This window comes from Rhodococcus pseudokoreensis, from assembly GCF_017068395.1.
Classification (GTDB): Bacteria; Actinomycetota; Actinomycetes; order Mycobacteriales; family Mycobacteriaceae; genus Rhodococcus_F; species Rhodococcus_F pseudokoreensis.
On sequence record NZ_CP070619.1, the window covers coordinates 7,863,990 to 7,885,182 of the forward strand.

Genomic DNA, 21,193 nt, shown 5'->3' on the forward strand with positions numbered 1-21,193 from the left:
CGCGCGGGACGACTAGGCTCGAGGCCGTGAACCGACGCACGAAGATCGTATGCACACTTGGACCTGCTACCGCCACCGGTGACCGTATTCGCGAGCTCGTCGAAAGCGGTATGGACGTGGCGCGGCTGAATTTCAGCCACGGCGAGCACGCCGACCACGAGGAGAACTACAAACGCGTGAGGGCGGCCTCGGACGCGACGGGTAAGGCGGTCGGTGTCCTGGCCGATCTGCAGGGCCCGAAGATCCGGTTGGGCCGGTTCGCGGAGGGTCGCACCACGTGGGCCAACGGTGAGGAGGTGCGGATCACCGTCGACGAGTGCGAGGGCACCCACGACCGGGTTTCGACCACGTACAAGCAGTTGGCCGAGGACGCGAAGCCGGGTGACCGGTTGCTGGTCGACGACGGCAAGGTCGGTCTCGTCGTGTCCGGGGTGGAGGGCAACGACGTGATCTGCCGGGTCACCGAGGGCGGCCCGGTGTCCAACAACAAGGGTGTGTCGCTGCCGGGGATGAACGTGTCGGTCCCGGCGCTGTCGGAGAAGGACATCGCGGATCTGGAGTTCGCGCTCGGGTTGGGCGTCGATTTCATCGCGCTCTCGTTCGTGCGGTCGCCGGCGGATGTGGAGTTGGTGCACGCGGTGATGGACCGGGTGGGGCGGCGGATCCCGGTGATCGCGAAGCTGGAGAAGCCGGAGGCGATCGACAACCTCGAGGCGATCGTGCTGGCGTTCGACGCGGTGATGGTCGCGCGTGGTGATCTGGGGGTGGAGTTGCCGCTCGAGCAGGTGCCGTTGGTGCAGAAGCGGGCGATTCAGATCGCGCGGGAGAACGCGAAGCCGGTGATCGTGGCGACGCAGATGCTGGAGTCGATGATCGAGAATTCGCGGCCGACGCGTGCGGAGGCCTCGGATGTGGCGAACGCGGTCCTCGACGGTGCGGATGCGGTGATGCTTTCCGGTGAGACGTCGGTGGGTAAGTATGTGATGGAGACGGTGCGCACCATGGCGCGGATCGTGGAGGCAGTGGAGAACGAGTCCACGCAGGTGCCGCCGTTGACGCATGTGCCGCGCACCAAGCGGGGTGTGATCTCGTACGCGGCCCGCGATATCGGGGAGCGGTTGGACGCGAAGGCGTTGGTGGCGTTCACGCAGTCCGGGGACACGGTGCGGCGGTTGGCGCGGTTGCATACGCCGTTGCCGTTGCTGGCGTTCACGCCGTTGCCGGAGGTGCGGTCGCAGTTGTCGTTGACGTGGGGGACGGAGACGTTCATCGTCGATCCGGTGGACAGTACGGATGCGATGGTGCGGCAGGTCGACAATGCGTTGCTGGGGTTGGGCCGGTATCAGAAGGGTGAGTTGGTGGTGATCGTGGCGGGGTCGCCGCCCGGCACCGTAGGCTCGACCAACCTGATCCACGTCCACAGAATCGGCGAAGAGGACCACTAGGTGAGCGAAGTCGCGGCGAAGACCGATCTCCAGACCCTGCTCGAACTTCTCGATCTCGAGAAGACCGGCGAGGACACGTACCGAGGTCGGCATCCCGCGCAGGTGGGTAGTCGGACGTTCGGCGGCCAGTTGATCTCCCAGGCACTGGTCGCCGCCGGCCGCACCGTCAGCGGCGAGCGCGCCGTGCACGCGGTCAACGCCCACTTCATCCGCGGCGGAAACGTCAAGGAACCCATCGAATACCGCGTCGAGCGGCACCGCGACGGCCGGGCATTCGCGAATCGCCAGGTCACGGCGCTGCAGAACGGTCAGGAACTGTTCGTCATGCTGGCGGCGTTCCAGGACTGGGGCAAGGGTCTCGAGCACGCGGTCGAGGTGCCCGACGTCCCGTTCCCGGACACGCTGCCGCCGCTCGGCGACCACTTCCAGGGTTACGAAGACCGCCTGAAGATGTTCGTCGACGCGCTCAAGCCGATCGACATGCGGTACGCGAACGACCCGTCGTGGATCATGAAGGGCACGGGGGAGAAACTCAACCACAACCGGGTCTGGATGAAATCGGACGGAGAACTCCCGGACGACCCGCTGATCCACGTGGCCGTGATGGGCTACTCGTCGGACACGACGGTCCTGGATTCCATCATCACTACCCACGGACTGTCGTGGGGGCTGGACCGGATCGTCGCGGCCACCGTCAACCATTCCATCTGGTTCCACCGGCCGTTCCGCTTCGACGACTGGACGCTGTACGCCACCGAGTCGCCGGTCGCGGCAGGTTCCCGCGGTCTCGCGACGGGGCGCTTCTTCTCCCTCGAGGGGGAGTTGCTGGCGACGGTGGTCCAGGAAGGGCTCATCCGGCACTTCCCGCCGCGTCAATAGCGGCGCTGCCATTGGTGTTGCCACCGAACGGCTTTGAACGGTAGTTCAACCGGTGGCCACGGCGTAGGGTCGGTCTGGAATCTCCGAAACGGAACGGACGTGCAACATGAGCGCAGACGAACCCGAGAAGAAGACCGACCGGCCGGCCGAGAGCGAAGTTCCCGTGCCCGACGACGAGGCGCTCGCCGAAGCCAGGAAGAAGGTGGAGGAGATCGACGCCCGCTACGAGCCGGGGGCCCGCGAGACGGTCGTCCTGCCCGGCTCCGACGGCACGGTGTCGGGAACCGCCTTCGACGACTACGTCGACGACGACGGCAATCTGAAAGAGCCTGAACCCGAGAAGGACTCGTAGCACCCGCTGTCGCCTGGGCCCGTTCACCTCGCCCGATGTCCCACCCTGTGGTCGAAACCGCGCAAATGGGACATCGGGCGATCTGTGTCCCCGAGTCGGCGCGTGTCCTGCGCGGATCTCTCGCCCATCACCGACCTCCGGGGTTAGACTTCGCCATCTTTTCTGGTGAGTTTCACCTCGTGATCGGGGATATGGGTCGTGGACTGGAACAACGTCGTATGGGACAGCTCGATGTGGCTGCTCAAGGCCTACGTCATGACTGTCGTCGCGTTCGTCGTCGTGGTGATACTGCTCGCGCGGTTCACCAAATGGGGTAAGCAGTTCTGGCGCTTCGCCGCGCCCTACTTCGATCCGCGGCGCAGCCTCAAGCCGCTGACCATCCTGGCGGTGCTGCTGCTGTCGACGGTCTTCGCGGTGCGCATGACGGTGCTGTTCTCCTACTGGTACAACGACTTCTACGATTCGATCCAGAACCTGGACGAGACGGCGTTCTGGCACTTCCTCCGCGTGTTCGCCATCCTGGCGACCGTCCACGTGGTCCGTGCCCTCGTCGAGTACCTGATCGGGCAGACCCTCGACATCGACTGGCGGACCTGGCTCAACCACCATCTCGTCGACGACTGGCTCGACAGCCGTGCCTACTACCGCGACCGCTTCCTCGGCGACGCGATCGACAACCCGGATCAGCGCATCCAGGCCGACATCACCAACTTCGTGACCACGTCCCGCTCGCTGTCGATGGGAGCGGTGACCGCGGTGCTGTCGATCGTGTCGTTCACCGGAATCCTGTGGGACCTGTCCGGCCCGATGACCGTGTTCGGTGTCGAGATCTCGCGGGCGATGATTTTCCTCGTCTACATCTACGTGCTGGTGACTACGGCGGTGGCGTTCTGGATCGGCAAGCCCCTCATCAAGCTGAACTTCCTCAACGAGAAACTCGGCGCCAACTTCCGTTACGCCCTCATCCGGGTGCGGGAGTACGGTGAGAGCATCGCGTTCTACCGCGGCGAAAACGTCGAGCGGCGCACCCTCGCCGGACGGTTCGCGGACGTCATCCGGAACATGTGGCAGATCGTCTTCCGGACGTTGAAGTTCAGCGGCTGGAACCTCACCGTCAACCAGACGGCCGTCATCTTCCCGTTCCTGGTGCAGGGTCCGCGACTGTTCACCGGCCAGGTATCCCTCGGTGACGTGATGCAGACGTCGCAGGCCTTCGGGCAGGTCCACGACTCGCTGTCGTTCTTCCGCGAGTCGTACGCCGACTTCGCCAGTTTCCGCGCGACCCTCATCCGACTCAACGGTCTCGCCAACGACAACCTGCACGCCGCCGAACTTCCGGTCCTGAAGACCGGCAAGTCGGGCGACGATTTGCAGGTCGAAAAGCTGGACGTGCGCATCCCGACGGGCGAGACCCTCATCGAGGGCCTCGCGCTCACCGTGACCCCCGGGCAGTCGCTACTGGTCAAGGGGCCGTCCGGCTCGGGCAAGACCACGTTGCTCCGCACACTCGCGGATCTGTGGCCGTACGCCGACGGCACCGTGTCGCGGCCCTCGGGGGAGGCCATCTTCCTGTCCCAGCGCCCGTACCTGCCGCTCGGGTCGCTGCGCACCGCACTGGCCTACCCGAAGGAGCCGACGGCGTCCGACGACGTCGTGCGTGGTGCACTGTCGAGGGTGTCGCTCGGCAACCTGGGTGATCGGCTCGACGAGACCGCCGACTGGACGCGGATCCTGTCGCCGGGCGAGCAGCAGCGTCTCGCGTTCGCGCGGGTGCTGATCGCCCGTCCCGCGGTGATCTTCCTGGACGAGGCCACGTCGGCGATCGACGAGGGCCTCGAGCACACCCTCTACACGCTGCTCAGGACCGAACTCCCCGACAGCATCGTGGTCAGTGTCGGGCACCGGAGCACCCTCAACCAGTTCCATTCCCGTGGTGTGGAACTCGAAGGGGAAGGGCGGTGGACGGAGTCGGAGCTCGTGAAGTGACCGGCACGTCCAGCCGAGTGGTGAACTGCAGCACGCGATAGGGATCCCCGGTCGTCGTGTTCCATTGCGACACAAGCAGATGCAGCTCGTCCAGCGTGGACGCCGGATGGATGTAACCGCCGTAGATCTGCGCCCACGTGCCGTCCGCGGCCCCCCAATCGCCGCCGGCGACCTGCACCGTCGGTTCCGACCACAGTCCGTCGATGTGCTGCGCCGTGCGGGTGACGATCGCGTAGGCAGTGGGGTCGAAGTAGGCGAGGACCCAGGTTCCGTCGATCCGCCGCAGGCACATCTCCCCGACGGGTCCCGGCAGGATCGGGGTCGCGGGCTGTCCCCACGCCCATCCGGTGCCGCGGGCCCAGCCCCAGTCTTCGTAGGCTCCGGGGTCGAGGATGCGCGCTTCGGGGACTCGGCGCAGGATCATTCCACCCGGATTAACGCGGTCGAACGCGCTCGAGACGACGTAGACGTAGCCGTCGTGCCGTTCCATGGTCCACAGTTGGTCGAGCGACCCGCCGCGGTTGTCCCAGCGGGCCGGCGTCCGGTGCCAGTGCTCACCGCCGTCGTCGGACCAGGCGAGATACGTGAAGTTCGTCGGCCACGCCTGCGACGCCCAGGAGTGCACACTGACGACGGACAGATAGGTCCGGTCGCCGAGGGTGACGGCGTCCGCGGGAACGACGGTGAACTCGCTGCCCGCCGATTCCGGGTCGGGTGATTCGCGCACGTCGTGCGCGTTCGGGAGGATCTCCCTCGCCGTCCGGCCGCCTGCCGCAGAGTCGAATTCGATGCCGCCGCGGAGATCGGTTGTGATGGAGCGCAACATCACGGGACTGCGCCACCCCCGGCCGCTCCGGCCACGGGAGCTGAACGTGTCGCCGAAGAAGAACGCGACCCGGCCGTCGGCCAGGCGCACCGGACAACCGAGGTCGGTGCCGCGCACACCCCATCGCCGCGTCGCCTCGCCGGTGACCTCCTTCACGAAAGTCGCTGCCGGTGTGGTGGTGCTGCCCGGGATACGCACTCCCTACTGTCGGTGAAATCGGGTGGTCGGTGAATTTCGGGTGGTCAGGACGTCTTGCGGTAGGACTCGGCGAGTTCGTCGGCCCGATCCCACAGCGACCAGTCGACTTCGCGGCCGTCCAGTTGCGCTTCGACGACCTCGAGCCCTGCGTGCCAGCCTGCGGCGTGCGCGTAGGCGGATTCTTCTTCTTCCACGGTGTGGGTGAGCGTCAGCCAGCAGCCGCCGCTGCCGTCGGGAACGAGTTCCCAGTGCAGCGTCTCGGCGTCCCACAGGTATTCGAGGATGTGCGCGGGATGCACCGAGATGACCGTTCCGGTGGTGGTCTGATCTGCGGGCAGACCGAATCGGCGCACCTGCTCGGGTGTCACCCGGAAGACGAGGTCGGCGCCCGGGGTGAGGTCGAAGTCGACGTCGGCGGGAAACCAGGCCTTCAGGTACTGCGGGTCGGTGAGAACACGCCACACCTTCTCCGGCGAGTGCGAGAGCGCTTGCTGGAATCGAAGGGCTACCCGCCCGTCGTAGGTGAAAGTGACGGTGCCGAGCTCCATGGGTGACCTCCGTGCTCGAGGGCGTACCTGTCCCACCATGGTACTGGCAGGACGCCGCAGATCCCCAGGATCGGGCACAAAAAACCGCCGCTACCTGCGGGTCGTCAGGCGTCGCCGGGGGAGATGCCCAGACGCTGCAGGCGGACCGGGTCGGCCAGGATGTCGATCCGGACGATCTTCCCGCCCGCGACGGTGAACGCCATGACCGAGAACGTCTTCCCGTCGGGTGCGGTCACCACCCCGGGCGCGCCGTTCACCAGGGCGAGCCGGCCGAAAGGAGCGAAACGCGAGAACGTGAGGGCCTGCTCGCCGACTGCGCGGGCTCCGCGCACCATGTCGAACCCGTCGGCGCCGCGGTCGGCCCGCAGAACGATGTCCGGGTCGAGCAGGGCGAGGAGGTCGTCGAACCTGCCGCCCCGCGAGGCGGTCATGAATGCCTCGACCACCTCGCGCTGCCGGGTCGGGTCGGTCTCCGGGGCGGGCCCCGATCCCTGGACTCGCCGGCGCGCCCGGCTCGCGAGTTGCCGGGTCGCGGCGGGCGTGCGGTCGGCGATCGGGGCGATCTCGTCGAAGGACAGGGCGAACATGTCGTGCAGCACGAAGGCGAGCCGCTCGGCGGGCGTCAGCGTGTCGAGAATCACCAGCAGCGCGAGACCGACGGAGTCGCCGAGCACCGCCTCGTGCTCGGGAACGGTCCCGTCCACCTCGCGCACGATCGGATCCGGAACATGGACCTCCAGGGGATCCTCGCGCCGCGCCTTGCGGGACCGGAGCATGTCGAGGCAGACCCTCCCGACGACCGTCGTCAGCCAACCGCGCAGGTTCTGCACGTCGGACGTCTCGGCCCGGCTGAGCCGCAGCCAGCCCTCCTGCACGGCGTCCTCCGCCTCGCCGATCGAGCCGAGCATCCGGTATGCGACCGCCGACAGATGCGTCCGGTTCTCCTCGAAGCGGTGCGCCAGAACTTCGTTGTCGTTCATCTGTCACATTCTCCCGTCGCGGTTCGTCATGTCAGAGAGAACGAAAAACAAGAGAAGGTACCCGAATACCCTTGGAGGCAGGCAATCATGAAAGCCCGGATGACCAACCCCGCGATGATCGTTCCCGACGCCATGAAGTCTCTACTGGCGCTGGGGAAGGCCACGGCGAAGGCGAACGTGCCGCCGGTGACCCACGCCCTCGTGCACCTGCGGTCGAGCCAGATCAACGGCTGCAGCGTGTGCGTGGACATGCACGCGCGTGAACTGGAGAAGGAAGGCGAAACCAATCAGCGGATCTTCGCGGTGGCGGCGTGGCGGGAGGCCCCGTACTTCAGCGACGCCGAACGCTCGCGCTCGCGCTGGCCGAGTCGATGACCCGGCTGAGCGATCGACCGGACCCGGTGCCGGACGAGGTGTGGGACGAGGCTGCCCGGCATTACGACGAGGAGCAACTCGCGTCGCTGGTGCTGTCGATCGCGGGCGTGAACCTGTGGAACCGCATCAACGCCGCCACCCGGCAGGTCGCGGGCGGGCAGTGGTGAGGGGGACGGCTGAGAGGTCTCGATGAACCGTGCCTCACGGAAGTGTGAGACCGATGGGCATACGTGTAGAGGGCGCGGCCAAGGGCTGAACGGTCTGCGTTGCACTTCAGGCCGAGTCACCGGTGCTCTGACTGTGTCGTATCGGGGCTCTACCGTCTGGGCATGAATTTGGTCCCGTTGATTCAAGCCACGTTGGCTACAGCGCTATTCGTGATCGGTATTCCGGCCGCATTACAGCATTGGATGTGGGAACGTAGGGCGGCTGACCGGATCGAGCGCCAACAGAAGATCATCGATGCGGCAGGGGAGGAGTCTCCCGCTAGTGCCGTATTGCGAGAGGATAATAGGCGACTCGCACTTGAAGTCGCTGCAGTGCGTCGTCAACCCGAGGATGGATTCACTCGCGCCGTCACGATCATTGTTCTCGCCGGGACATCGTGGTCGGCGTACTTGTGGGTCCTCGAGAATTGGTTCCCCTACAGCTTTGGTGTTGCGATATTCGATAATCCCCTCTTGCTGTTCTCCGGAGTGGCATCAATTGTCGGCTCCTTTGGCATCTTGATGATGTGGTTGGTCGTCCGGAAGGTGAGGCGATCGCTGCGTCGAATGTGGGTGGAGGAACACCTGCGCGCGTCGGAGGTCAACATGCGCGCGGCCGTTGGCCATGTGGCGAGCAAAGGATCCACACATTGATAGCGATCGAGCACGTCTTCTCAATAAGTCTTGACGTCGGCGTTGGGCGGCGATGCGGCGAGCGTGGACCAGGCAGCGACACTCAGCGGGTCGCGCTTTCCGAAATCCGGACTTCAATCAATACGTGATCACGGGTGGTCACGTTCATTTCGCTCGGTCGAAGTTGAAGGGCCAGCTACCTGGCTCTTCGCAGTGCCCTCGGTGAGACTCGAACTCACACTGGACGGGTTTTGAATCCGTTTCCTCTGCCAATTGGGATACGAGGGCGTGTTGCGCTGTACCACTGTAGAAGATCGCCGTCGGGAGTCAACCACCGGTACCCTTCTAACGTTCGCTCCCCGCGCCGGGGTCGTCCGAGCAGAGGAGAATGGTGGCCATGAATGCTCCCCAGCAGCAAGGTGTGCCGTCGCAGCCGCGACGGGTCGTGGTGGCCGAGGACGAGGCGCTGATCAGGCTCGATCTGGTCGAGATGCTGCGGGAAGAGGGCTACGACGTGGTCGGTGAGGCGGGGGACGGGCAGGCCGCCGTCGACCTGGCGGTGGAGCTGAAACCCGACCTCGTGATCATGGACGTGAAGATGCCCCGCCGCGACGGGATCGATGCGGCCTCGGAGATCGCGGCGAAACGTATTGCGCCCGTGGTCATTCTCACAGCGTTCAGTCAGCGCGAGCTGGTGGAGCGGGCCCGCGACGCCGGGGCGATGGCCTATCTCGTCAAGCCGTTCTCCTCGGCAGACCTGGTGCCCGCGGTCGAGTTGGCCGCCAGCCGGTTCAAGGAGGTGACCGCGCTCGAGCGGGAGATCTCCGATCTGTCCGAGCGGCTGGAGACCCGCAAGATCGTCGAGCGGGCCAAGGGCGTGCTGATGGACAAGCAGTCCTTGACCGAGCCCGAAGCGTTCAAGTGGATCCAGCGGGCCGCGATGGACCGCCGATCGACGATGAAGGCGGTCGCGCAGGTGGTGCTCGAGACCCTCGGCGGCGAAGCCCCCACGATCTGACCCCGCGAGATCGGCGGCAGCCGGAACGTTTTCGCGTCTTTCACCTCAAGGAAGTCAGCCGCCGGCGGAGAAGTCCGCGGAGCGGCTGACGTCGGCCCACGCGAGGGCCTCGGCGGCGCGTTCGCGGGACGACTTCTCGGCCATCTCGACGGCGCCGGCCCCGAGCAGCAGGCGCAGTGGGGCGTCCTCGGCGGCAACCACATCCATGATGATCCGAGCGGCCCGCGCCGGATCTCCCGGCTGGGTGCCGTCGGAGTCCTCCCGGTAGCGGTTCATCGCGCCGACCGTCGCCTCGTAGTCGGGTCCGACGGAACTGCGCCGCATCGACGAGCCCTGCCAGTCGGTGCGAAACGCCCCGGGTTCCACGATGAGCACCTTCACCCCGAACGGTCTCACCTCGGCCGCCAGCACTTCGGAGAACCCCTCGACGGCGAACTTCGCGGCCTGGTATGCGCTCAGCCCGGGTGTGCCGCCGACGCGGCCCCCGACGGAGGAGAACTGCACGAAGCAGCCGCTGCGCTGCTCGCGCAGGATCGGCAGTGCGGCCCGGGTGACGTTGACGACGCCGAAGAAGTTGGCGTCGACCTGCTGCCGGAAGTCGTCGTCGGTCATCTCCTCGATCGGGACGCTGTTGGCGTAGCCGGCGTTGTTCACCACGACGTCGAGGCCGCCGAATTCGGCGACCGCGGTCGCAACGGCCGTGCGGGCGGCCGCGGCGTCGGTGACGTCGAGGGCGACGGTCCGAATCCGGTCGCCGCACGCGTCGAGTAGGTCGGCCAGCTGTTCGGGCTTGCGGGCGGTGGCGACGACGTTGTCGCCACCGCGCAGGACCGCGGTCGCGAGTTCCCGGCCGAAACCGCGTGAACTACCGGTGATGAGCCAGGTCTTGGTCATGGGAGGTCCCGTTTCTGCTTGCAACTGACTGGTTGGATACTTACGGACCCATGAAACACCCGCGCGGCGAAGCTGTCAACCAACTGGTTAGTTGATAGTGTGGGCGCATGGTCCGTGATGCAGAGGCAACGAAGAAACGACTACTCGACGCGGCGGCGGCCGAGTTCGCCGAATTCGGTATCGCCGGGGCGCGGGTCGACCGCATCGCCCGCGCCGCGAAGGCGAACAAGTCGATGATCTACGCGTACTTCGGTGACAAGGGGCAACTGTTCGACGCCGTCTTCGCCGCCCACGTGGTGGCGTTCACCGAGCAGGTGCGCTTCGACGCCACCGACCTCCCCGGCTACGCGGGACGCTCGTTCGACCTGTACGAGGACAACCCGGCGACGCTGCGGCTCGCCACCTGGTACCAACTGGAGCGGCCCGACGGTGAGCCGCTCCAGGTGGTGGTCGCGTCCAACCGGTCGAAGCTCGCCGACATCGAGCGGGCGCAGAAAAGTGGTGTGCTGCCAACCCGATTCGCGCCGGTGGAGTTGCTCGCCGTCGTCCGGTCCGTCGCGATGTCCTGGCACACGCAGACCCCGGAACTCGGCGCGTCGGCGCCCGCGGACCGGGCCCGCCGGCGTCAGGTGGTGGTCGAGTCCGTGCGCCTTCTCGTCGGCGCCTGACGCCCGCCACGCTACGGCCGCGTAAACACTCGTCGTATTCAGATCACAGTAAGGTCACGAGCCTTTCCGGACCGATCGCGAAAGCCGCCGGACCGCTAGCGTCTGATCCCACAGCGGACGCCAACTCGGGTGGCGCCCGTACACAGGTGATCTAAGGAGAGTTTGGATGGCTAAACGGACCCTCGTGCGGGCGGCCGCGGTTCTCGGCGCGGCATCTCTCGCACTGGCAGGTTGTAGTTCGGACAGTGGCGACGACTCCGCGAGCGGGAGTGGCAGCTCTGCCTCGGCCACCACTGTTTCCACCGACTGCACCCCCGAAAAAGCGGCGGCAGCCGGTGCCCCGTCCACGGCGCCGCTGAAGATCGGCACCCTGCTCCCCGACACGGGGAGCCTCTCCTTCCTCGGACCGCCGATGGTGGCGGGCACCCAGCTCGGCGTCAATGACGTCAACGCTGCAGGCGGGGTTCTCGGCCAGCCCGTCCAGCTGATTCCCGGCGACTCGGGCGACACCACCACCGACACCGCGAACACCACCGTGGACCGGGAACTGGCCGCGGGCACCCAGGTGATCATCGGTGCGGCGTCGTCGTCGGTGTCGCTGAAGGTCATCGACAAGGTGTCCAGCGCCGGCGTCGTGATGTTCTCGCCGGCCAACACGTCCGACCAGTTCGTCTGCTACCCGGACAAGGGGCAGTACTTCCGCACCGCCCCCACCGACGTGCTGCAGGCTCAGGCTGTGTCGCAACTCATCTCGGACGACGGCGGTCAGCGCGTGTCCATCCTGGCCCTGAACGACCCGTACGGCACCGGGCTCGCCGACAACATCCAGAAGAACCTCGTCGACGCGGGCATCCCCGAGGACCAGATCCAGAAGATCATCTACGACCCCAACGCGCAGTCGTTCAACTCTGAGGTCGACCAGGTCAAGGACTTCGCCCCGGACGCCGTCGCGGTGGTCGGATTCGAGGAGTCGGCCAAGATCATCACCCGTATGCACGAGGTCGGCATCGGCCCGTCCGACGGCATGAAGGTCTACGGCGTGGACGGCAACATGGGTAACGCACTCGGCGAGTCGGTGGCGGCGCCGCTGCTCGACGGGATGCAGGGCACCACACCGCTCACCGACGTCGGCCCGGCATTCCAGGATCGCCTCAAGGCCATCAACCCGGGGTTGATCGACTTCAACTACGCCGGTGAGTCCTATGACGCTGTCGTCATTTCCGCGCTCGCGGCGGAAGCGGGGAAGTCGACGGCGGGCCGCGACATCGCCGCGAACATCAACAACGTCACCGAGGGCGGCACGCCGTGCACGTCGTACCAGGAATGCCTGCCGCTCGTGCAGGCCGGAACGGACATCGATTACAACGGCATCACCGGCAAGCTCGACTTCGCCGCCGCAGGCGAGCCGTCCATCGGTTCGTACGGCAAGCTGAAGTTCGGTGCCGACAACAAGCTGACGACGGACGGGTACATCGTCGTCGGCGGGTGATCGCACTGCTCTGAAACGAACTGTGGGCCAGGGAAACCTGGCCCACAGTCGTGTCCGGAACCGCTCGGACTACTTCTTCTCCTGGCTGCCCGCGAGCGTGCCGAGGTACAACTCGATCACCTTCGGGTCGTGCATCAGGTTGGGTCCCGAGTCGGTGTAGGCGTTGCGCCCCTGATCGAGGACGTAGCCGCGGTCGCAGATCTGCAGGCACCGCCGGGCGTTCTGTTCCACCATGATCACCGAGACACCCGCCGCGTTGATCCTCTTGCAGCGGATGAACACCTCGTCCTGGAACATCGGGGAGAGGCCGGCGGACGGCTCGTCGAGCAGCAGCACGGACGGATCCATCATCAGCGCCCGGCCCATGGCGACCATCTGCCGCTCACCGCCGGACAGGGCGCCCGCCTTCACCTTCTTCCGCTCGACGAGCAGCGGGAACAGGTCGCCGACGACCGCGAACCTCTCCGCGAAGAGTTTGGGGCGCAGATACATCCCCATCTCGAGGTTTTCCTCGATGGTGAGCGAGGGAAAGACGTTCTGCGTCTGCGGGACGTAGCCGACGCCCTTCTGAACGAGGACGTGGGCGGGTTTGGACGTGATGTCCTCACCGCGCAGGGTCACCGAGCCCTCACGCACCGGGATCAACCCGAACAACGACTTCAGGAGCGTCGACTTTCCGGCGCCGTTGGGGCCGATGATGCCGACGATCTCACCCTCGCGCAGGAAGAAATTGCATTCGCGGAGGATGTTGACGCCGGGGATGTAGCCGGCCACCACACCGTCCGCGCGGACGAGGGCACCCTCGGCGAGCCGGGCGTGCTCCTCGGGTGTGGCCGCGAATTCTGCTGGGGTCGGTTCGGTCATGGGTTCTCACGCCTCAGGTCGGTGATGTCGGGTTCGGAGAGGTCGCCGCCGGTCTCGAGGGTTTCGGCCTCGGCGCTCTCGAGTGCCTCGGCCAGAGCGGCCGTCGCGCCCACCGGATTCCCGTCTTCGTCGAATTCGAGTGCCTGATCGTGGTGGCTGCCGAGGTACGCGTCGACCACCGCGGTGTTGGACGAGAGGTGTTCCGGGGTGGATTCGGCGATCACACTGCCCTGCGCCATGACCACCACCCAGTCGCTGATGTCGCGGATGACGTCCATGTCGTGTTCGACGAACACGACGGTCATCCCCTCGTCCCGAAGCGATTTGATGTGGCCCAGCAGACTCTGGGTGAGCGCCGGGTTCACGCCGGCCATCGGCTCGTCGAGCATCACGACGGTCGGCTCGGTCATCAGCGCCCGCGCCATCTCGAGCAGCTTGCGCTGACCGCCGGACAGCGAACCGGCGAGATCGTCGGACTTGGTGTCGAGTTTGAACCGCGCGAGCAGTTCGTTCGCCCGTTCGGTGACGGCGCGTTCCTGCGCCTTCCACGTCCACGGCAGCAGCGTGTTGAAGATCCGCTCGCCGCGTTGCCCGGTGGCGCCGAGTCGCACGTTGTCGAGCACCGTCAGCTTCGACAACGCCTTCGTCAGCTGGAACGTGCGGACGACGCCGCGGCGGGCCACCTGGTGCGGATACATCCGGCCGAGGGACTGGCCGTCCATCGACCACGTGCCGCTGTCCGGCCGGTCGAAACCGGTGAGCAGGTTGAACAAGGTGGTCTTGCCCGCCCCGTTCGGACCGATCAGTCCGGTGATGCAGCCGCGCTGGATCTCCAGATGCGCCACGTCGACGGCCTTGAGCCCGCCGAACGTCCGGGACACGTTGTCGACGAGGAGGATCGGGTCGGGTTTGGGTGCGCCGGGGGAGTGCGGGACGTCGGTGAAGATCGAGGCCCGTTCCTCGGCGGTGAGCACGGTATCGGTCTGCAGATGATCCGGCAGTCTGTGGTCAGGCATTGAGCTGCACCTCCCGCTTGTTGCCCAGTATGCCCTGCGGCCGGAAGACCATCAGCACTGCGATCATGATGCCGAGCAAGACGAACCGCATGGCCCCGACCTGCTGTTCCGTCAGCGGCAGCAGCGGCTCCGGGCCGGAGATGGCCTGACGCAGCAGTGCGTCCGGGATGGCCAGCAGGAACCAGAACAGCATCGCTCCGACCACCGGTCCGAAGACGGTGGCCGCGCCGCCGAGGATGAGGGCGCCGAACGCGAAGAACGTCTGGGCGGTGGAGTAGAAGTCGGGGTTGATCGACTTGGTCTGCAGTGCGTTGAACACACCGCCGAGCCCGCCGATCATGCCGCCGAGGACCAGCGCCTGCATCTTGTAGACGAAGACGTTCTTGCCGAGGGCGCGCGCGGCGTCCTCGTCCTCGCGGACGGCCTTGAGGACGCGGCCCCACGGGCTGTGCGTGAGGAGGTACACGAATCCGCACAGCACCAGGACGAGAGTCCAGCCGACGACCATCGACCACAGGTCGTCGCCGTAGAACTTCACGCCGAGGAAGTTGTACTGCTTGCCGGAGTCGAACGGGCTGAGCGTGGTGAACGGATCGGCGAAGCCGAACAGGCCGTTGGTGGATCCGGTGATCGAATCCGAAGCGGTGGAGCGGAATATCAGCCGCAGGATCTCGGACGCGGCGATCGTGACGATGGCGAGGTAGTCGGCCCGCAACCGCAGCGTCGGGATACCGAGGACGACGGCCAGCAACCCGGCGGCGGCGAGACCGACGAGGATGCCGACCCACAGGGGCTGCTGGTAGGTGACGGTCATGATCCCGACGCCGTAGCCGCCGAGGAGTGCGAAACCGATCTGACCGAAGTTCAGCAGCCCGGCGTAACCGAAGTGCAGGTTGAGGCCGATCGCCAGCAGCGCGTAGAAGATCGCGGACGGGCCGATCAGCTGGGCGAGCGAGACCTGGAGTGCTCCTGTGATGTCCATGCCCTCACCCGATCCTTTGCCGGCTGCCGAGAATGCCCTGAGGCCGGACGACCAGGATGACGATCAAGATGAGCAGTCCTCCGATGTACTTGAGGTCGGGGTTGATCACCAGCGTCGACAGCTGGACGAGCAGACCGACGATCACGCAGCCGAGCAGCGCGCCGTAGGCGGTGCCGAGTCCGCCGAGCGTGATGCCGGCGAACATCAGCAGCAGGAGTTTGAAACCCATCTCCCACTGCACGCGGCCGCCGAGTTCGGAGATGCCGAACAGGACGCCGCCGAGCGCGGCGAGGCCGCCGCCGAGCCCCCACACGAAGCGGATCACCCGTTCGACGTCGATGCCGGAGGACGCGGCCAGGTCGCGGTTGTCGGAGACGGCGCGCATGGCCTTGCCGATGCGCGTCTTCTGCAGCAGCAGGGCAACTCCGACGAGGACGACGAGACTGATCGCGATGCACACGAGGTTGGCGTCGGTGATCGCGATGGGCCCCCAGTGCCGTTCCACCTGCGCCTGGTAGTCGACGAACGGCTCCGCGCGATCGGAGAAGAAGATCAGGATCAGGTAGCGCAGGGAGATCGCGAGTCCGATCGACACCACCAGCTGGGCGATCAGACCGGTCTTGCGTTTTCGCAGCGGTTTCCAGATCGCGGCGTTGTTGAGCAGGCCGATCAGGATCCCCACGAACACCGCGAGGATGGTGGCCGGGATCAGCTGCACACCGAACGTCACGTTGATCACCCACGCTGCGACCGCGCCGAGGGTGACGAGTTCGCCGTGCGCGAAGTTCGTCAGGCCGGTGGTGCCGTAGATCAGGCTCAGCCCGACACCGGCGATGGCGATGACGAGACCGAACCGGAGTCCGTCGATGGTCTGGCGAATCACTTTCTCGTAGAACGGGACCGCGGAACCGGTTCGGGCCTCGCCGAACGAGAAGATCACCGTGTTGGTGCGACCGGCCACCACTTCACGCTCCACCGTGCCCTGCACGCTGACGTCGTCGGGAAGGGAGTCCGCGACGATCTCGAACGTGTACGTGCCGGGCGCGAGCTGGAGTTCCCAGCGGCCGTTGGACTCCGACGTCGCCTTCGCCACCTCGGTGCCCGAGGCGTCGAGGGCGCGCACGTCGACGTCCGCGAGCCGTTCGCCTGCGTTGTTGAGATTGCCGCTGACCCGCACCGCGTTTGCCGGCGGCGCCGGTTGCGCACTGCTCGTGGTCGGTGGGGGCGGCGTGGGTTCCTGCGCCGCCGCGGGACCGCCGAAGGCGATCGCCGCGACGAGGCCGAGTAGGACGAGGACGAACGCACGGCCGAGTTGCCGGGTGACCGGACCTCGTCTCGTGTGTTTCCTCGCGGATGTCGGTCGCGTCCTCACTGCTGGGAGTCGCTTCCTCACGGTTGGGGCCACGCAGGTCCTCCGGGGACGTGTAGTCGGTCAGGAACGTGCGGCGACGGGCAGGGCTACCGCCCGTGCCGCAATTTCCGGACTCTAACGGCTCCGGTCGCGCGAAATGGGGTTCTCGGATTTCCGGCACGTTTCGGTTGGGTATCGAACCATCCGGCTGATCGGTGTCGTATCCGCTCCCTAGACTGGGCAACCGTGAGCCCTGCAACCACCCCCCGGTCCACCACGTCCCCCGCGTCCGGCGCAGTCGCGCCGTCCGACGATCGCCCCACCCTGATGCTGCTCGACGGCCATTCGCTGGCCTTCCGTGCGTTCTACGCCCTGCCCGCCGAGAACTTCAAGACACACAGTGGTCAGGTCACCAACGCCGTCTACGGGTTCACGTCGATGTTGATCAACCTGCTGCGCGACGAACAGCCCACCCATGTGGCGGCGGCGTTCGACGTGTCCCGGCAGACGTTCCGGGCCGAGAAGTTCCCCGAGTACAAGGCCAATCGCAGCAAGGCCCCGGACGAGTTCAAGGGGCAGGTCGAGATCACGAAGGACGTCCTCGGGGCCCTCGGCATCCCGGTGATGGCGGAGGAGGGCTTCGAGGCCGACGACATCATCGCCACGCTCACCACCCAGGCGGAGGTGCTCGGGTACCGCGTCCTCGTGGTGACCGGCGACCGGGACTCGCTCCAGCTGGTCACCGACGGGGTGACGGTGCTCTACCCGAAGAAGGGCGTCTCGGACCTCACCCGGTTCACGCCTGCGGCGGTCGAGGAGAAGTACGGGCTCACACCTGCTCAGTACCCCGACTTCGCGGCCCTGCGCGGCGACCCGAGCGACAACCTGCCGGGCATCCCGGGTGTGGGGGAGAAGACCGCCACCAAGTGGATCAAGGAATACGGGGATCTCGTCGGCCTGGTCGACAACGTCGACAAGGTTCGCGGCAAGGTCGGTGACGCGCTGCGGGAGAACCTGCCGAACGTGCTGCTCAACCGGGAGCTCACCGAGATGGTGCGCGACGTCCCGCTGCCCTACACCCCGGATCAGCTGATGCTCGTGCAGTGGGATCGGGAGAAGATCCACGCGCTGTTCGACGACCTCGAGTTCAAGGTGCTGCGCGACCGGCTGTTCGCCACGCTCGCCCCCGTCGAAGCCGAGGCGGAGGAGGGCTTCGAGGTGCGCGGCAGTGCGCTCGAACCGGGTGCGGTCGCAGACTGGCTGTCGGCGCACGCGTCGACGGGCGAGCGGTCCGGTGTGTCGGTGGTCGGCACCCGCACCCCGTACGGCGGCGACGTGACGGCGATCGCGATCGCGGCCGCCGATGGCGAGGGCGCGTACATCGCCACCGCGTCCGCCACCCCGGAAGACGAGAAGGCGCTCGGCGACTGGCTCGCGGACGCCGATCAGCCGAAGGCTCTGCACGAGGCCAAGTGGGCGATGCACGCGCTGCGCGGACGCGGCTGGGCACTCGGCGGTCTCACCAGCGACACCGCGCTCGCGGCGTACCTGGTGCGCCCCGGGCAGCGGACGTTCAACCTCGACGACCTGTCGCTGCGCTACCTGCACAGGGAACTGCGGGTGGAGGAGACGGGGCAGGAGCAGCTGTCGCTGCTCGACGACGCCGATCAGGTCGACGCCGAAGCCGCCGAGACCGAGATCCTCAGTGCCCGCGCCGTCCTCGACCTCGCGGCCGCGCTCGACACGGAACTCGAGAACATCGAGTCGACGGCCCTGCTGTCCGAGATGGAGTTGCCGCTGCTGGCGGTGCTGGCCGACATCGAGGCGTCCGGTATCGCGGTCGACGGCGACCACCTGCACGACCTGCAGAGCCGGTTCGCGGCGGAGGTGTCCGCGGCGGCGGAGGCGGCCTACGGGGTCATCGGCAAGCAGATCAACCTCGGGTCGCCCAAGCAGCTGCAGGTCGTGCTGTTCGACGAGCTGGAGATGCCCAAGACGAAGAAGACGAAGACCGGCTACACCACGGACGCCGAGGCGCTGCAGAACCTGTTCGAGAAGACGTCGCACCCGTTCCTCGAGCACCTTCTCGCGCACCGCGACGCGACGCGCCTGAAGGTGACCGTCGACGGTCTGCTGAAGACGGTCGCCGACGACGGGCGGATCCACACGACGTTCAACCAGACCGTCGCCGCCACCGGCCGGCTGTCGTCCACCGAGCCCAACCTGCAGAACATCCCGGTGCGCACGGACGCGGGCCGTCAGATCCGCGACGGGTTCGTCGTCGGGGAGGGCTTCGACTCGCTGCTCACCGCCGACTACAGCCAAATCGAGATGCGGATCATGGCGCACGTGTCCGGCGACGAGGGGCTGATCGAGGCGTTCAACACCGGCGAGGACCTGCACAGCTTCGTCGGTGCCCGGGCGTTCGGCGTGCCGATCGAGGAGGTCACCCCCGAACTGCGCCGCCGCGTGAAGGCGATGTCGTACGGGCTGGCGTACGGGCTCAGCGCGTTCGGTCTGGCAACGCAGCTCAAGATCTCGACCGAAGAGGCCAAATCGCAGATGGAGGCGTACTTCGCCCGGTTCGGCGGAGTGCGGGACTACCTGCACGAGGTCGTGGAACAGGCCCGCAAGGACGGCTACACGTCGACGCTGTACGGGCGCCGCCGCTACCTGCCCGACCTCACCAGCGACAACCGGCAGCGGCGGGAGGTCGCCGAGCGCGCCGCGCTCAACGCCCCCATCCAGGGCACGGCCGCCGACATCATCAAGGTCGCGATGATCGACGTGCAGCGCTCACTGCGTGAGGCGGGATTGAAGTCGCGCATGCTGCTGCAGGTGCACGACGAACTGGTGCTCGAGGTCGTCGAGGCGGAACGGGACCGGGTGGAACAACTGGTCCGCGACAAGATGGCCTCCGCCATCGAACTGTCGGTGCCGCTCGACGTGTCCGTCGGCACCGGCCGCAGTTGGGACGCCGCCGCACACTAGGCGGCGGCGGTCCGTCACACTGTTCGGCCGGGGCCCTCGCCCTATTCGGCGGGGGCCTGCTCGGCGATCTGCTTGCGCACCTCGTCCATGTCGAGGGCTTTGACCTGCGTGACCAGATCCTCGAGCGCCGCAGGCGGCAGCGCACCCGGCTGGCTGAACACCAGCACACCCTCGCGGAACGCCATGATCGTCGGGATCGAGCGGATGTTCGCGGCGGCGGCGATGCCCTGCTCCGCCTCGGTGTCGACCTTGGCGTGCACGACGTCCGGGTGCTGCTCCGACGAGGCCTCGAACGTGGGGGCGAAGGAGCGGCACGGTCCGCACCACGATGCCCAGAAGTCGACCAGAACGACGTCGTTGCCGGTCACGGTCTCGTCGAAGTTCTGCTGAGTCAGAGTCTTGGTGGCCACGAGGGTCCTTTCGATCGGTGGGTCTGCCTGTGCAACGCTGCGTCGCCGTCGATTCTTCCCTGCCGGTTCCTCAGCCGGTGCGCTCCGTGTCCCGGAACGTGCGGCGGTACGCCTGCGGGGTGGTGTGGCGTAGCCGCAGGAAATGCTGCCGTAGCACCGCGCCACCGCCGAAGCCGACGCGTTCGGCGATTACATCGACCGAAAGATCCGAGTTCTCGAGCAGGTGCTGTGCGGCCAGCACCCGCTGGTCGCTGAGCCAGCGTGCCGGCGTGGTCCCGGTCTCGGCCTGGAAGCGTCGCGCGAACGTCCGCGGCGACATGTTGGCCTTGGCGGCCACCGCGGTCACCGTGAGGTCCAGGGCGAGGTGCTCGGTCATCCAGTCGAGCAGCGGCCCGAGCGTGTCGATCGTTGTCGACGGCAGCGGCATCGCCACGTACTGCGCCTGGCCGCCGTCGCGGTGCGGCGGGACGACCATGCGCCGGGCGATCACGTTGGCCACCTTGCTGCCCTGTTCCTTGCGCACGATGTGCAGGCACAGGTCGATGCCGGCGGCGGTGCCCGCGCTGGTCAGGACGGGATCGTCGTCGACGTAGAGGACGTTGGGATCGACGGTGGCCGCCGGGTGGAGTTCGGCGAGCCGCCGGGCGTGCCGCCAGTGGGTGGTGCACTTGCGTCCGTCCAGCAGTCCGGCGGCGCCGAGCACGAACGCGCCGCTGCAGAGGCTGGCGACCTTGGCGCCGCGGTCCACCGCCGCCCGGAGTTTGCCGAGGAGCGGATCCATGTGCGAGGCGGGCTCCTTCGCGCACAGGTAGGAGCCGTCCTCCTCGGCGTAGGTGCCGCCCGCGGGAACGACGATGAGGTCGGCGTCGTCGAGCCGGTCGAGGTCGTACGGGACGTCGATGCCGTATCCGAATCGGGTGCGGATGGGTTCCGGTGAGCCGGCGACGAGGGAGAAGTCGTAGGTGGGCAGGCCGTCGTCGGAACGGTCGAAACCGAACACCTCGCAGGCGACGCCGAGTTCGAACGCCTCGGTGAGCGGCATCAATGGCACGACGACCTTTTTCAGCACGAACCCAGTATGG

19 protein-coding genes, 1 tRNA gene and 1 pseudogene are annotated in these 21,193 nt (G+C 66.8%); 10 read left to right on the forward strand and 11 right to left on the reverse strand.

The genetic code is table 11. The features are described from left to right. Positions 1 to 26: 26 nt before the first annotated feature. The 4 genes from pyk to JWS13_RS41200 all read left to right on the forward strand — a co-directional run bounded on the left by pyk (position 27) and on the right by JWS13_RS41200 (position 4,662). Positions 27 to 1,445 (forward strand): pyruvate kinase, encoded by a 1,419-nt coding sequence (gene pyk / locus JWS13_RS41185; protein WP_074933926.1) that lies wholly within the window; start codon positions 27 to 29, stop codon positions 1,443 to 1,445. Further along, positions 1,446 to 2,324, forward strand: coding sequence for an acyl-CoA thioesterase (locus JWS13_RS41190; RefSeq protein WP_206010889.1), 879 nt, complete (start codon positions 1,446 to 1,448; stop codon positions 2,322 to 2,324). It begins immediately after the preceding gene. A gap of 106 nt (positions 2,325 to 2,430) precedes the next feature. Beyond that, a complete protein-coding gene (locus JWS13_RS41195; RefSeq protein WP_206010890.1) occupies positions 2,431 to 2,676 on the forward strand; it encodes a hypothetical protein in 246 nt (81 codons plus the stop codon). A 198-nt stretch (positions 2,677 to 2,874) separates the two neighbouring features. Continuing rightward, a complete protein-coding gene (locus tag JWS13_RS41200; protein ID WP_206010891.1) occupies positions 2,875 to 4,662 on the forward strand; it encodes an ABC transporter ATP-binding protein/permease in 1,788 nt (595 codons plus the stop codon). On the opposite strand, the gene JWS13_RS41205 is transcribed toward JWS13_RS41200, so the two are convergent. The 3 genes from JWS13_RS41205 to JWS13_RS41215 form a co-directional block, all read right to left on the reverse strand. Next, a complete protein-coding gene (locus JWS13_RS41205; RefSeq protein ID WP_206010892.1) occupies positions 4,589 to 5,686 on the reverse strand; it encodes a DUF4185 domain-containing protein in 1,098 nt (365 codons plus the stop codon). The genes JWS13_RS41200 and JWS13_RS41205 overlap by 74 nt on opposite strands. Before the next feature lie 44 nt (positions 5,687 to 5,730). Continuing rightward, positions 5,731 to 6,234 carry an SRPBCC family protein gene (locus JWS13_RS41210; protein ID WP_124394335.1) on the reverse strand — a complete coding sequence of 168 codons (504 nt, stop codon included), beginning with the start codon at positions 6,232 to 6,234 and terminating at the stop codon, positions 5,731 to 5,733. 104 nt (positions 6,235 to 6,338) lie between these two features. Continuing rightward, the gene (locus tag JWS13_RS41215) at positions 6,339 to 7,214 is read right to left on the reverse strand and encodes a sigma-70 family RNA polymerase sigma factor (protein WP_206010893.1); all 876 of its coding nucleotides are present in this window, start codon (positions 7,212 to 7,214) and stop codon (positions 6,339 to 6,341) included. A gap of 87 nt (positions 7,215 to 7,301) precedes the next feature. Here JWS13_RS41215 and JWS13_RS41220 point away from each other — a divergent pair. Both JWS13_RS41220 and JWS13_RS41225 read left to right on the forward strand, forming a co-directional pair. Next, positions 7,302 to 7,756: pseudogene (locus JWS13_RS41220) on the forward strand (carboxymuconolactone decarboxylase family protein). 162 nt (positions 7,757 to 7,918) lie between these two features. Continuing rightward, a complete protein-coding gene (locus JWS13_RS41225) occupies positions 7,919 to 8,449 on the forward strand; it encodes a hypothetical protein (RefSeq protein ID WP_206010894.1) in 531 nt (176 codons plus the stop codon). Between the two features lie 193 nt (positions 8,450 to 8,642). On the opposite strand, the gene JWS13_RS41230 is transcribed toward JWS13_RS41225, so the two are convergent. After that, positions 8,643 to 8,716, reverse strand: a tRNA-Leu gene (locus JWS13_RS41230). A 100-nt stretch (positions 8,717 to 8,816) separates the two neighbouring features. On the opposite strand from JWS13_RS41230, the gene JWS13_RS41235 reads away from it, so the two are divergent. Continuing rightward, the gene (locus tag JWS13_RS41235) at positions 8,817 to 9,446 is read left to right on the forward strand and encodes an ANTAR domain-containing response regulator (RefSeq protein WP_206010895.1); all 630 of its coding nucleotides are present in this window, start codon (positions 8,817 to 8,819) and stop codon (positions 9,444 to 9,446) included. 54 nt (positions 9,447 to 9,500) lie between these two features. Here JWS13_RS41235 and JWS13_RS41240 read toward each other — a convergent pair whose 3' ends face one another. After that, positions 9,501 to 10,340: an oxidoreductase gene (locus JWS13_RS41240; protein ID WP_206010896.1), complete on the reverse strand. Its 840-nt coding sequence runs from the start codon at positions 10,338 to 10,340 to the stop codon at positions 9,501 to 9,503. 107 nt (positions 10,341 to 10,447) lie between these two features. Here JWS13_RS41240 and JWS13_RS41245 point away from each other — a divergent pair, with 107 nt between their 5' ends. Together JWS13_RS41245 and JWS13_RS41250 are read left to right on the forward strand one after the other, a co-directional pair. Beyond that, positions 10,448 to 11,008, forward strand: a complete 561-nt coding sequence (locus tag JWS13_RS41245) for a TetR/AcrR family transcriptional regulator (protein ID WP_206010897.1) — start codon at positions 10,448 to 10,450, stop codon at positions 11,006 to 11,008. Positions 11,009 to 11,174: 166 nt separating this feature from the next. After that, positions 11,175 to 12,497, forward strand: coding sequence for an ABC transporter substrate-binding protein (locus JWS13_RS41250; protein ID WP_124394341.1), 1,323 nt, complete (start codon positions 11,175 to 11,177; stop codon positions 12,495 to 12,497). A gap of 69 nt (positions 12,498 to 12,566) precedes the next feature. Here the strand turns inward: JWS13_RS41250 and JWS13_RS41255 are convergent, their stop codons facing one another. The 4 genes from JWS13_RS41255 to JWS13_RS41270 are packed head-to-tail and all read right to left on the reverse strand — an operon-like array spanning position 12,567 to position 16,731. Then, complete coding sequence (locus tag JWS13_RS41255; RefSeq protein ID WP_124394342.1) at positions 12,567 to 13,361, reverse strand: ABC transporter ATP-binding protein; 795 nt, start codon at positions 13,359 to 13,361, stop codon at positions 12,567 to 12,569. Beyond that, positions 13,358 to 14,377, reverse strand: a complete 1,020-nt coding sequence (locus tag JWS13_RS41260; protein WP_206010898.1) for an ABC transporter ATP-binding protein — start codon at positions 14,375 to 14,377, stop codon at positions 13,358 to 13,360. The genes JWS13_RS41255 and JWS13_RS41260 overlap by 4 nt, the downstream gene beginning before the upstream one ends. Next, complete coding sequence (locus tag JWS13_RS41265) at positions 14,370 to 15,359, reverse strand: branched-chain amino acid ABC transporter permease (RefSeq protein ID WP_124394344.1); 990 nt, start codon at positions 15,357 to 15,359, stop codon at positions 14,370 to 14,372. The genes JWS13_RS41260 and JWS13_RS41265 overlap by 8 nt, the downstream gene beginning before the upstream one ends. 4 nt (positions 15,360 to 15,363) lie before the next feature. Continuing rightward, positions 15,364 to 16,731, reverse strand: a complete 1,368-nt coding sequence (locus JWS13_RS41270; RefSeq protein ID WP_124394345.1) for a branched-chain amino acid ABC transporter permease — start codon at positions 16,729 to 16,731, stop codon at positions 15,364 to 15,366. Between the two features lie 225 nt (positions 16,732 to 16,956). On the opposite strand from JWS13_RS41270, the gene polA reads away from it, so the two are divergent. Further along, positions 16,957 to 19,701 (forward strand): DNA polymerase I, encoded by a 2,745-nt coding sequence (gene polA, locus JWS13_RS41275; RefSeq protein WP_206010899.1) that lies wholly within the window; start codon positions 16,957 to 16,959, stop codon positions 19,699 to 19,701. A gap of 41 nt (positions 19,702 to 19,742) precedes the next feature. Here polA and trxA read toward each other — a convergent pair whose 3' ends face one another. Both trxA and JWS13_RS41285 read right to left on the reverse strand, forming a co-directional pair. Next, positions 19,743 to 20,111 (reverse strand): thioredoxin, encoded by a 369-nt coding sequence (gene trxA, locus JWS13_RS41280; protein WP_005247443.1) that lies wholly within the window; start codon positions 20,109 to 20,111, stop codon positions 19,743 to 19,745. 70 nt (positions 20,112 to 20,181) lie between these two features. Beyond that, a complete protein-coding gene (locus JWS13_RS41285; RefSeq protein ID WP_206010900.1) occupies positions 20,182 to 21,180 on the reverse strand; it encodes a helix-turn-helix domain-containing protein in 999 nt (332 codons plus the stop codon). Positions 21,181 to 21,193: the final 13 nt, after the last annotated feature.